Source organism: Amycolatopsis sp. lyj-109 (assembly GCF_046548995.1).
In the GTDB taxonomy this organism is placed as follows: domain Bacteria; phylum Actinomycetota; class Actinomycetes; order Mycobacteriales; family Pseudonocardiaceae; genus Amycolatopsis.
The window spans coordinates 1-11,524 of the sequence record NZ_JAJPWR010000050.1 but is presented as its reverse complement, the minus strand read 5'-3'; the positions used below and the strand labels follow the sequence as shown (position 1 = coordinate 11,524).

General features: G+C 69.8%; 11 protein-coding genes. 4 read left to right on the top strand and 7 right to left on the bottom strand.

From position 1 onward, the window contains the following. Positions 1 to 3 precede the first annotated feature (3 nt). Positions 4 to 873 carry a 3-methyl-2-oxobutanoate hydroxymethyltransferase gene (gene panB / locus ACLJQF_RS48020; RefSeq protein ID WP_410617317.1) on the top strand — a complete coding sequence of 290 codons (870 nt, stop codon included), beginning with the start codon at positions 4 to 6 and terminating at the stop codon, positions 871 to 873. Between the two features lie 82 nt (positions 874 to 955). Here the strand turns inward: panB and ACLJQF_RS48015 are convergent, their stop codons facing one another. Together ACLJQF_RS48015 and ACLJQF_RS48010 are read right to left on the bottom strand one after the other, a co-directional pair. Next, positions 956 to 1,810 carry a cytochrome c oxidase assembly protein gene (locus ACLJQF_RS48015; RefSeq protein ID WP_410617316.1) on the bottom strand — a complete coding sequence of 285 codons (855 nt, stop codon included), beginning with the start codon at positions 1,808 to 1,810 and terminating at the stop codon, positions 956 to 958. Position 1,811: 1 nt separating this feature from the next. Continuing rightward, positions 1,812 to 2,738, bottom strand: coding sequence for an undecaprenyl-diphosphate phosphatase (locus tag ACLJQF_RS48010; protein ID WP_410617314.1), 927 nt, complete (start codon positions 2,736 to 2,738; stop codon positions 1,812 to 1,814). Between the two features lie 414 nt (positions 2,739 to 3,152). Between ACLJQF_RS48010 and pip the strand changes: the two genes are divergently transcribed. Next, complete coding sequence (pip, locus tag ACLJQF_RS48005) at positions 3,153 to 4,097, top strand: prolyl aminopeptidase (RefSeq protein ID WP_410617313.1); 945 nt, start codon at positions 3,153 to 3,155, stop codon at positions 4,095 to 4,097. Between the two features lie 34 nt (positions 4,098 to 4,131). Here pip and ACLJQF_RS48000 read toward each other — a convergent pair whose 3' ends face one another. The 5 genes from ACLJQF_RS48000 to ACLJQF_RS47980 form a co-directional block, all read right to left on the bottom strand. After that, on the bottom strand, positions 4,132 to 4,929 hold the full coding sequence (locus ACLJQF_RS48000; protein ID WP_410617312.1) for an ABC transporter permease: 798 nt from the start codon (positions 4,927 to 4,929) through the stop codon (positions 4,132 to 4,134). A gap of 205 nt (positions 4,930 to 5,134) precedes the next feature. After that, a complete protein-coding gene (locus ACLJQF_RS47995; RefSeq protein ID WP_410617311.1) occupies positions 5,135 to 5,965 on the bottom strand; it encodes an ABC transporter permease in 831 nt (276 codons plus the stop codon). A gap of 1 nt (position 5,966) precedes the next feature. Continuing rightward, positions 5,967 to 7,169 (bottom strand): ABC transporter substrate-binding protein, encoded by a 1,203-nt coding sequence (locus ACLJQF_RS47990; RefSeq protein ID WP_410617310.1) that lies wholly within the window; start codon positions 7,167 to 7,169, stop codon positions 5,967 to 5,969. A gap of 17 nt (positions 7,170 to 7,186) precedes the next feature. Continuing rightward, complete coding sequence (locus ACLJQF_RS47985) at positions 7,187 to 8,251, bottom strand: ABC transporter ATP-binding protein (RefSeq protein ID WP_410617308.1); 1,065 nt, start codon at positions 8,249 to 8,251, stop codon at positions 7,187 to 7,189. Positions 8,252 to 8,259: 8 nt separating this feature from the next. After that, positions 8,260 to 9,681 (bottom strand): gamma-aminobutyraldehyde dehydrogenase, encoded by a 1,422-nt coding sequence (locus ACLJQF_RS47980; RefSeq protein ID WP_410617307.1) that lies wholly within the window; start codon positions 9,679 to 9,681, stop codon positions 8,260 to 8,262. A 109-nt stretch (positions 9,682 to 9,790) separates the two neighbouring features. Here ACLJQF_RS47980 and ACLJQF_RS47975 point away from each other — a divergent pair, with 109 nt between their 5' ends. Next, positions 9,791 to 10,543 carry a FadR/GntR family transcriptional regulator gene (locus tag ACLJQF_RS47975; protein WP_410617306.1) on the top strand — a complete coding sequence of 251 codons (753 nt, stop codon included), beginning with the start codon at positions 9,791 to 9,793 and terminating at the stop codon, positions 10,541 to 10,543. Between the two features lie 118 nt (positions 10,544 to 10,661). Continuing rightward, positions 10,662 to 11,369 (top strand): cache domain-containing protein, encoded by a 708-nt coding sequence (locus ACLJQF_RS47970; protein ID WP_410617305.1) that lies wholly within the window; start codon positions 10,662 to 10,664, stop codon positions 11,367 to 11,369. Positions 11,370 to 11,524: the final 155 nt, after the last annotated feature.

The following is an 11,524-nucleotide window of genomic DNA, read 5'->3' as shown; positions in this document are numbered from 1 at the left end:
ACGATGTCTGCCAGCGCCGAAGAACCCGCCCCCTACGGCACCGGATCCGCCGCTCCCGCGGCACCCGCACCGGGCCGGAAGGTCCGCGTCCACCACCTGCGCGAGCTCAAGGAACGCGGGGAACCGTGGCCCATGCTCACCGCGTACGACATGTACACCGCCGCGCTGTTCGACGAAGCCGGGATCCCCGTGCTGCTCGTCGGCGACTCCGCGGCCAACAACGTCTTCGGCTACGACACCTCGCTGCCGGTGACCGTCGACGAGCTGCTGCCCCTGGTCCGGGCGGTCACCCGGTCGGTCAAACGGGCCCTCGTGGTCGCCGACCTGCCGTTCGGCTCCTACCAGCTCTCGCCGCAGCAGGCGCTGGAGACGTCGGTGCGGTTCATGAAGGAGGGCCGCGCGCACGCCGTGAAGCTCGAAGGCGGGCGGCGGTTCGCCGCGCACGTCGAGGCGCTGACGTCGGCCGGGGTGCCGGTGATGGGCCACATCGGCTTCACCCCGCAGAGTGAACACAACCTCGGCGGCTACCGGGTGCAGGGGCGCGGCGAAGCGGCGGACGTGCTGCTCGCCGACGCGCTGGCGCTGCAGGAGGCCGGGGCGTTCGCGGTCGTGATGGAGATGGTGCCCGCCGAGGCGGCCAAGCGCGTCACGGCGGAGCTGAAGATCCCGACGGTCGGCATCGGCGCCGGCCCGGACTGCGACGCGCAGGTGCTCGTCTGGCAGGACATGGCCGGGCTGCGGCGCGGCAAGGCACCGCGGTTCGTCAAGCGCTACGCCGACGTCGCGACGGTGCTGCAGGACGCGGCCACGGCGTTCGCCGAGGACGTCCGCCGGGGCGAATTCCCGGCCCCAGAACACGCGTTCCACGACTAGGCCGGGCACTTTCACGTGAAAGTGCCCGCTCCCCCATGGGGCACTTTCACGTGAAAGTGCCCCATGGGGGTCGAGGGCGGGATCATCGGCGGCGGAACCGTTCGGCCAGGGCCGGGTCGGATTCCCACCAGAGGGCGTCGGCCGCCGGGGCTGCGTCCAGCTGGGCGTCGACCTGCTTCGCCCGCCGTTCGTCGTCGCGGGCCCATCGCACGAACAACGCGACGACGAACGGCAGGCCCGCGACGTCGCCGCCGATCCACAGCACGCCCGCGCCGATGATCTGGTCGGTGCGCGGATCCGGCCCCCAGCCGGGGTGCGCGGCCGCGTAGTGCGCCGGGGCGAGCAGCGGTCCGAGCCACAGCACCAGGCCGAGCGCGCCGTCGAAGACGACCTCGGCGAACGCGATCCACACCGACACCAGGTGCGGGTCCTCGCGTGGCGTCGGATCGAGGCCCAGGCGCGTCCAGAAGTAGGTGAAGCCGGCCAGCACCAGGGTCAGCCGGGCCAGGCCGTCGACGAGCGGCGAGCGCAGGGTGAGGTCGTAGAGCGGCGTCAGGTAGAGCACCAGGACCGGCGCGACCAGGACGATCGTGACGACGGGCGGGAACGTCAGGGCGCGAGCGAGCGGGCCGCGGCCGTGCCGCCGCAGCCAGGTCGCGCGCGGGAACGTGTCCAGGAGCAGCCGGATGGGTGCGCCCAGGGCGAGCAGCAGCGGCGTGATCATCAGCAGCGTGACCGTCTGGACCGCGCGGACCCAGAAGAACGTCGTGTCGTAGACCGCGAGCGGCGAGCAGGTGATCACCACGATCGTCGCGAGCCCGGCGAGGAACGCCACCGTGCGGCCCGGCGGCCAGCCGCGACGGCGGGCCGCGCGGACGTAGAGCGTGCCCGAGCCGAGTACGCCCAGGACCGCCGGAGCGTTGAAGATGAGGGGCACCTCAGACCGCGAAGAAGATCAGGCTGCCGATTCCGGCGACCACGCAGTAAATGGCGAACGGGGTCAGCGTGCGCGTTTCGAAGTATCCGGTGAGGAATCGGACAGAAATGTACGAAGCGACCCCGGCGATGACGCTGCCGACGAGCGCGGGGCCGAGTGAAGCCTGGTTTTCCGGGGCGAACAGCGTCGGCATCTTGAGCACGCCCGCGGCGAGGATGACCGGCGTGGCGAGCAGGAACGCGAACCGCGCCGCGTCCTCGTGCCCCAGCCCGCGGCGCAGGCCGGCGACCATCGTGATGCCCGAGCGGCTGATGCCGGGCAGCAGCGCGAAGATTTGCGCGGCGCCGATCAGGACCGCCTCGCCGACCCGCAGCTTCGCCAGCCGGACGTCGGTCGCCTCATCCACCGAGACCGCCCGCATGACCAGCGTGTCCTCGGCCGAAAAGTCCACAGTGTCCGCGTCTTCCGCGGGCTTCTTCCGGGAGAACTTCTCGGCGGCGTAGAGGACGCCGCCGTTGAGGGTGAGGAAGATCGCCGCCGGCACCGGTTTGCCGAGGAAGTCGCGCAGCAGGCTTTCCAGCAGCAGGCCGGCCAGGCCGACCGGGATGGTGGCGAGCACCAGCAGCCACGCGAGCCGCTGGTCGGGCGTGCGGACTTCGCGGTGACGGATCGACGTCCACAGCCCGGCGATGATCCGCACCCAGTCCTTGCGGAAGAACAGGACCAGCGCGATCGCGGTGGCGACGTGCATCGCCACCAGCACCGCGAGGTACGGCGAATCCTTCCCGATGCTCAGGTCCCGCTGCCACGAGCCGCCGAGCCAGGCCGGCAGCAGGATGCTGTGGCCGAGGCTGGACACCGGAAACAATTCCGACACCCCTTGCAATGCCCCGACGACAATCGCCTCGAAATAGGTCACCGCGGACATTCCGTACCCCTTTTTCACCAATCCCGACACCGGAAAGTACCGGTCCTTTCGTTAGGCGCAGGCAAGGGGGACGCGCGTACTCAGCGTCCCCACAGCTGGTGTTCACATCCATGAACATGAGTCATGTTCTTGACTGACGTTCGACTCGTGGCTTAGCGTTTAGCCCGTCGCCGCCACGACGAAGCATCGAACCTCGACGAGGAGGACGGGAATGCGTGTGCGGATCGCCGGCCGTCGTGACCACACCGACGGCTGTTCACCTCTGACGGCTCCCCACGGCGGCTGACGCCCTCGGACCGGGGACCCGCTCAGCCCGGCGGCGGGGGCGGGTCCCCACCTTCTTGGTCGTCGTCCCGGCCCCCGGCGGCGGGGGGGCCGGGGCGGCGGCCGGGACACTGCGGCACAGTGACGGACATGGACGAGCTGTACCCGCCGATCCCCGCGCGGGCCGAAGGATTCCTCGAAATCGGTGACGGGCACCGGATCCGGTGCCAGGAGGCGGGCAACCCGGCCGGGAAGCCGGTCGTGGTGCTGCACGGCGGCCCCGGCAGCGGGATCGCCCCGATGGCCCGGCGGCACTTCGACCCCGCCGCCTACCGGATCGTCCTGTTCGACCAGCGCGGCTCGGGGCACTCGACGCCGGACGCCGGCGACCTCACCGCCAACACCCTGTGGCACCTGGTCTCCGACATGGAACTGCTGCGCGAACGCCTCGGCATCGAACGCTGGCAGCTGTTCGGCGGCTCGTGGGGCGCGACGCTCGCGCTCGCCTACGCCGAGACGCACCCTTCGCGCGTCAGCGAGATCATCCTGCGGGGCGTGTTCACCGTGCGGCAGAGCGAGCTGGACTGGATCTACCGCGGTGGCGCGGCCCACCTGTTCCCCCGCGAATGGGAGGCCTTCCTCGCGCCCCTTCCGGAGGGATCGCGGAAGGACCCGCTGGCCGGGTACGCCGCACTGCTCGACGACCCGGCCGAGGACGTCCGCCACCGCGCGGCGATCGCGTGGAGCACCTGGGAAGGCGCGACGGTTTCGGTGCTGCCGCAGGAGTCGTTCGTCCGCCAGTACGCCGACCCGGCGTTCGCGCTGACGTTCGCCCGGCTCGCCGTCCACTACTTCTCCCGGGGCGCCTGGCTCGACGACGGGCAGCTGATCCGGGACGCGGGCAAGCTCGCGGGCATCCCCGGCGTGATCGTCCAGGGCCGCTACGACACGGTGTGCCCGCCGGTCACCGCGTACGAGCTGCACCGGGCGTGGCCCGGTTCGGAGCTGAAGCTGCTCGAGGGAGCCGGGCACGCGGTGACGGATCCGGGCGTCCTGGCGGCCCTGCGCGCGGCGACGGACTCATTCCGGCACTGAATGGGGCACTTTCACGTGAAAGTGCCCCATTCAGTCACAAGCGGCCGCCGGACGCCGTGTCGCCCGAGAGGCGCTGCGCCAGGTACACCGGGACTGTCGACGCCACGATCAGGACCGCCGCCACCACGTTCACGATCGGAGCCTGGTTGGGCCGGAACAGGTTGTTGTAGATCCAGATCGGCAGCGTCTCCATGCCGGTGCCGAGGGTGAACGTCGTCACGATGATCTCGTCGAACGACAGCGCGAACGCCAGCAGCCCGCCCGCCAGCAGCGCCGAGCGCAGCATCGGGAACGTCACCAGCCGGAACGTCGTGAGGCCGGTCGCGCCGAGGTCCATCGACGCCTCTTCCAGGTTGCCGCCCATCCGCCGCAGCCGCGCGACGACGTTGTTGAACACCACCACGATGCAGAACGTCGCGTGCGCGATGATCGCCGTCAGCAGGCCGAGGTCGATGCCCAGGATCGTCCGGAACGCGTTGTTCAGCGCGATGCCCGTGACGATCCCCGGCAGCGCGATCGGCAGGATGAGCAGCAGCGACACCGGGTTGCGGCCGAAGAACCGGTAGCGCTGCAGGGCGAACGCCGCCATCGTGCCGAGCACCAGCGCGATCGCCGTCGCGGCCAGGCCCGCCCGCACGCTCGTCCACAGCGCGTTCAACGCCCCTTCGTTCGACGCCGCGCGGCTCCACCATTCGAGGGTGAAGTCGGGCGGCGGCCAGCCGAACGTCGTGTCCGCGTTGAACGAGTTGAGCAGCACCACCAGCAACGGGAAGTAGATCACCGCCAGGCCGAGCCCCAGCGCCGTCCACAACACCACCCGGGAGGTACGCACAAGGGACTCCTAGTACTGCAGGGCGAGATCTTTGTTCGGTGCGGCCGAAGACACCGGCCAGGACAACCCTGGACGCCGGCCTGCCGATCTGCCGCAGCTGGTCGTGAGTGGTAATTCGGGTTAGAACCCGAATTACCACTCACGACCACCAGCCACGGCAAACGGTGACTTTCCCCAGGTCACGCACACAAGTGTCCCTGGAGTACTAGAGGTTGTCCAGGGCGCCGGTGCGGCGCACCGCGGCCAGGTACGCGAGCATGATCACGACCGGCACGGTCGCCACCGTCGCCGCGAAGGGCAGGTTGTTGGCCGCGCCGATGTTGTCGTAGACGACGTTGCCGAGCATCTGGGACGTGCCGCCGATGATCTTCACCGCGATGTAGTCGCCCAGGGACAGCGAGAACGTGAAGATCGAGCCCGCCACGATCGCCGGGAACGTCAGCGGCAGGATCACCGAGCGGAAGGTCCTCAGTGAGCGGGCCCCCAGGTCACCGGAGGCGTCCACCAGGGAGTCCGGCAGCCGGTCGAGGCCCGCGTAGATCGGCAGGATCATGTACGGCAGCCACAGGTACGACAGCGTGATGATCGTCGCCGTGACGCCGTAACCGGGCGAAATCGAGCTCAGGGCGCCGTTACCGGAGAGCATCGACCGCCACGCATACGCCTTCACGAGGTAGCTCGCCCACAGCGGCGTCATCACCGCGATCACCAGGATCCGCTGCGCCCGCGGCGACGCGAGCTTGGCCATCGCGTAGGCCATCGGGAACGCGATGACGGCATCGATCACCGTCACCAGCGCCGCGATCCCGACCGTGCGGAAGGTGATCGTGCGGTACACCGCGTCGGTGAACAGCGTCTTGAAGTTGTCCATCGACCACTCGATGACGACCTGTCCGGTGAACGCGTCGGTGTGCCAGAACGCCGTGACGAACAGGGCGGCGAGCGCGCCCAGGTAGGCCAGGCCGAGCCAGAGCAGCGGCGGCGAGAGCAGGAAGCCCAGGCGCAGCTTGGGCCTCCGGTAGAAGAAGGCGGTCATCTCAGCCCTTGATCTCGGTCCAGGCTTTCGTCCACTCGCCGTAGTCCTTGCACTTGACGTCCGTGCGGCCGTCGAGGCACTGCGGGATCGGCGTGGTCCAGTACGCGATCTTCGCCGCGTACGCCGCGTCGCCGGCGTGGTAGGTGTCGCAGAGCGACTTGTCCGTCATCTCCGCGCACGCCTTGGTGTTCGCCGGCGCTTCGCCGAAGTACTCGGCGACCTGGGCGTTGACCTTCGGGCTGATGATGTAGTCGAGCCACTTGTACGCGCACGTCTTGTGCGCCGACTTCGCCGCGACCATCCAGGTGTCCGACCACCCGGTCGCGCCTTCGCTCGGCACGGCGGACTCGAGCGGCGCGCCCTCGCCCTTGGTCAGGTTGACGGTGACCTGCCAGGCGGTGCCGACGACGGCGTCGCCGTTCTTCAGCGCCTGCGATTCCTTGAGGTAGTCCGACCAGTACTCGCTCACCAGCGGACGTTGCTGCTTGAGCAGGTTCACCGCCGCGGTGAACTGCTTGTCGTCGAGGGCGTACGGGTTCTTGATGCCGAGGTCCGGCTGGTGCGCCATCAGGTACAGGGCCGCGTCGGCGAGGTAGATCGGCGAGTCGTAGGCGATCACCTTGCCCTTGTAGGGCGAGTTCGCGTCGAACATGACCGACCAGGACGTCGGCGCGGGCGTCACCTTGTCGGTGCGCCAGGTCAGCAGGTTCGCGCCCCAGCCGTGCGGGATGCCGTAGGAGACGCCGCCGACGCTGTTCCACGACTTGTCCTTGAGGAACGGCTGGACGTCGGCGTAGTTCGGGACCAGCGCGGTGTTCACCGGCTCCGCGTCACCGGAGGCGACGAGCCGCAGCGACGCGTCACCGGAGGCGGAGACGACGTCGTACTGGCCGGTCTTCATCAGCGTGACGGCCTCGTCGGAGGTCCCGAACGGCTTGACGTTCACCTTGCAGCCGGTCTGCTGCTCGAACGGCGTCACCCAGTCGACCTTCGGGTCGTTGGAGCCGTTCTCGGCGTACCCCGGCCAGGCCAGCACGTTCAGCTGACCTTCCGGCTGCCCGAGCGCCTTCAGCGCCTCCAGTTTCGGCGGCGTGAACCCCTGCGCACCAGGCGGCGTGGCGGAGTTCGAACCGGACGTGCCACATGCAGCCAACAGCAGGCCGGCGCCGAGAACCCCGGCGAGCCGCGTCTTCCTGTTCTTCATGGCGACCTCTCTGGGAACTACTGGACCTCGAAGCTGTGCTCGTTCCGCCAGCTGAGCCGGACGCGCCCGTCGGCGAAAACCGCGTCGTCGGTGTTCTGCCGGACGACCGAGAGCCGGCCGCCGGCGTCGAGCGCGACGGCGTACCGCACGGTGGCTCCGGCGTAGACGACGTCGGTGACCGTGCCGGTGGCGCTCGTGTGCCCGGCCGCGGCGGGTTCGGACAGGTCGCCGTCGATGCGGATCTTCTCCGGCCGGATGCTGAACAGCCCCGGCCGGCCGATGACGCTCTCGGCGCCGCGGCCGCCCAGCAGGTTCGACGTCCCGACGAACCCGGCGACGAACGCGCTCGCGGGCCGCTCGTAGACCTCTTCGGGCGACCCGACCTGCTCGATCTTCCCGTCGTTGAACACCGCGATGCGGTCGCTCATGGTGAGCGCTTCGTCCTGGTCGTGGGTGACGAAGACGAACGTGATGCCGACGTCCCGCTGGATCTGCTTGAGCTCCAGCTGCATCGCCTGCCGCAGCTTGAGGTCGAGCGCGCCCAGGGGTTCGTCGAGCAGCAGCACCTTGGGCCGGTTCACCAGCGCGCGGGCCAGGGCGACCCGCTGGCGCTGGCCGCCGGACAGCTGCGCGGGCTTGCGCGAGCCGTAGTCGTCCAGCCGCACGATCTTCAGCGCTTCGAGCGCGCGCTCCCGGCGTTGCTGCTTCGGGACGCGTTTGACGCGCAGGCCGTACTCGACGTTCTGCTGCACGCTCATGTGGGGGAACAGCGCGTAGTCCTGGAACACCGTGTTGACGTCCCGCTCGAACGGCGCGAGCCGGCTGACGTCGTGGCCGTCGAGTTCGATCGTGCCTTCGGTGGGCACCTCGAACCCGGCGATCATCCGCAGCACCGTCGTCTTGCCGGAGCCGGACGGGCCGAGCATCGAGAAGAACTCGCCCGGCAGGATGTCGAGGTCGACGCCGTCGACCGCATGGACGTCGCCGAAGTGCTTGCGCAACCCGGAAAGCCGGATCGCCGGGCGCGGGCTTTCGGCCGGGGTGGTCTCCTCCGGCGCCGCCGACGGTGCTTGGTTGGGCATCGCCTACCTCACAGAGCGCTCATGACGTGCTTGACCCGTGTGTAGTCCTCGAGGCCGTAGAGGGAGAGGTCCTTGCCGTAGCCGGACTTCTTGAACCCGCCGTGCGGCATCTCGGCGACCAGGGGGATGTGCGTGTTGATCCAGACGCAGCCGAAGTCGAGCTTCGCGGCGGCGCGCATGGCGCGCTGGTGGTCGCGGGTCCAGACCGACGACGCGAGTCCGTACTGCACCGCGTTCGCGGCCTGCAAAGCCTCGGTCTCGTCGGAGAACCGCTGGACGGTGATGACCGGGCCGAAGATCTCGTGCTGGATCGCCTCGTCGTCCTGCCAGAGCCCGGAGACGACGGTGGCTTCGTAGAAGTACCCTTCGTCGCCGACCCGGTGGCCTCCACAGTGGACGGTCGCATGGTCCGGCAGCCGGTCGATGAACCCGGCCACCTTTTCGAGCTGGGCGGCGTTGTTGAGCGGGCCGTAGGCGACGTCTTCGTCGTCCGGCTTGCCGGTCTTGGTCTGCTCGGCCTGCCGGGTGAGGGCGGCGACGAAGGTGTCGTGCACGTCGTCGGCGACCAGCACACGGGTGGCGGCGGTGCAGTCCTGGCCCGCGTTGAAGTACCCCGCGACGGCGATGGCTTCGGCGGCCGCTTCGAGGTCGGCGTCACCGAAGACGATGACCGGCGCCTTGCCGCCGAGCTCCAGGTGCACGCGCTTGACGTCGGTGGCCGCGGATCGTGCGACCTCGATGCCCGCCCGGACCGAGCCGGTGATCGACACCATCGCCGGGATGTCGTGCTCGACCAGCGCGCGGCCGGTGTCGCGGTCGCCGCAGAGCACGTTGAACACGCCGGGCGGGAGGAACTCGCCGGCGATCTCGGCGAGCAGCAGCGTCGACGCCGGGGTGGTGTCGGAGGGCTTGAGGACGACCGTGTTGCCGGCGGCGAGCGCGGGCGCGATCTTCCAGATGGCCATCAGCAGCGGGTAGTTCCACGGGGTGACCTGCGCGCAGACGCCGACCGGCTCCCTGCGGACGAAGGACGTGTGGCCTTCCAGGTACTCCCCGGCGGCGCGGCCTTCGAGCACGCGCGCGGCCCCGGCGAAGAACCGGACCTGGTCGAGGACCATCGGGATCTCTTCGGCCATCGTGAGCGCGATCGGCTTCCCGGTGTTCGCCGACTCGGTGCGCACGACTTCCTCCGCACGGGCCTCGAGGGCATCGGCGAGCTTGAGCAGGGCGAGCTGGCGCTGGGCGGGGGTCGTCGCGCGCCAGGTCTCGAACGCGGTCGCGGCGACCTGCAGCGCGTTGTCGACGTCCTCGGGCCCGGCGATCGGGGCGGTGCAGTAGGGGCGCCCGGTGACGGGGTCGACGATTTCGGCCGTCCGGCCCGACTTGGAGTCGACGTACGCGCCGCCGACGTAGTGCTTGAGTTCCTGCACGATGACTCCCTTTGGTGCCGACGGGGCTAAAACATATGACTCCATATGTAATAGGACAAGGGCATGGGGCAAGATTGGTGCGAACGGGTAGTCCGGTGGGAGGCACGCGATGCGCAAGGGCATGTCGCACAGCGCGCGATCCGCCATGTTCGCGCCGCTCGGCCAGGTCGGGCGGGCGGAGGCGGTGGCGGCGCGGCTGGTCGACGCCATCACCCTCGGCCTGCTCGCCGACCGGGAACAGCTGCCCAGCGAGGCCGACCTGGCCGCGCAGTTCGGCGTCTCGACCGTGACGGTCCGGGAAGCGCTCGTGGCCCTGCGGCAGCAGGGGCTGGTCGAGACGCGGCGGGGTCGCAGCGGCGGCAGTTTCGTCCGCGCGCCGGCCAACCCTCCCCCGGACGAGTGGCGCTCGCGGTTGCGCGAGGTGTCCCTGTCGGACCTGCGCGACGTCGGTGACCACTACCTCGCGATCGCCGGGGCCGCCGCCAAGCTCGCCGCCGAGCGCAGCTCCCCCGAAGACGTCGCCCGGCTGCGGCTGGCGACCGACGACCTCCGCACGGCGCACGGCATCGACTTCACCCGGGCCGAGCGGCAGTTCCACCTGGAGGTCGCGGCGGCCGCGCAGTCACCGCGGCTGACCCACGAAGAGGTCCACCTGCAGAGCGAGCTGGGCGGGCTGCTGTGGCTGCCGCTCGGGTCCGCGGCACCCTCGTGCGAGGACCACGCGGCGATCACCACGGCGATTTCCACCGCCGACGGCGAACTGGCCCGCAAGCTCACCGAGGAGCACCTCCTCGGCGCCCTCGACCGGCTCGCGGACGTGCACCTCGACCTGCTCACGCCCTACTGTGCCGATGGTGACTGATCCGGCCACAGTCACGGCCGAACGGCTTCGCAGCAACGGTTACGTTCCGCGCGAGGGGGTCGGCCTGCTTTTGGCCGGATCAGTCACTGCCGCTACTCCGCGCATCGAGGTGAGCACCGTGAACGACACCCGCACGTTGGCCGGCGACGAGGTCGTCGAGCAGGTTTCCGCGTTGGTGGAAGGGGTTTTCGAGCGGCTCAAGCCCGTACTGGCGGCCGCTGAGTCGGTACTGGCGGACACGCCCACCGCGGCCGCACTGCACCGGATCCGCCCGCAGGTCACCGAGGCGCTGGGCGGGCTGATCATCGGTGCGGGCTTCGTCAGCGCCCCGCGGGTGCTGGCCGATTCGGAGTTCGGCTTCGAGTGGTGGACCGCCGGATCTCCCCCGGCCCAGCTGTTCATCAGCCTGGACCCGGCGAGCGAGAACTTCCTGGACTACACCCGCCAGTCCTGGTTCACGGTCCCCCGCGACACCGGGCGGCGGCACATCAACGGCCCGTACGTCGACTACCTGTGCACCGACGAGTACACGCTGACGTTCACGATCCCGGTGGTCCGTTCCGGCGCCTTCGCGGGCGTGGTGGGCGCGGACGTCTACGTGCGCGAGTTCGAGCGGGCGGTGCGGCCGCGGCTGCGTTCGCTGGGCCGCGGGGCGGCATTGCTGAACGCGCAGGGGCGGGTGATCGTGTCGAACAGCGTCCGGCAGCCGACGGGATCGCTGGTGCGCGAGGCCGACGTCCCGGCGTGGTGGTCGGCGGGCGCGGAACCGGGGCCGGGGTTGCGGCGGTGCGGTGACTCGCCGATCGTGCTGGTGACCGGGGCCTGAAGCGCCCCAAGGCGGCCTTCGGTGCGTCAGACGCACCCAAGGCGGGGTGGATTCATGTGGTTGTTGCAACATGCTCTACATCGGACAGTAGCATGTTGATCTTTTCCTGCGGGGTAAGCCAGTTCAGAGTCTTGCGGGGACGGTCGTTGAGCCGG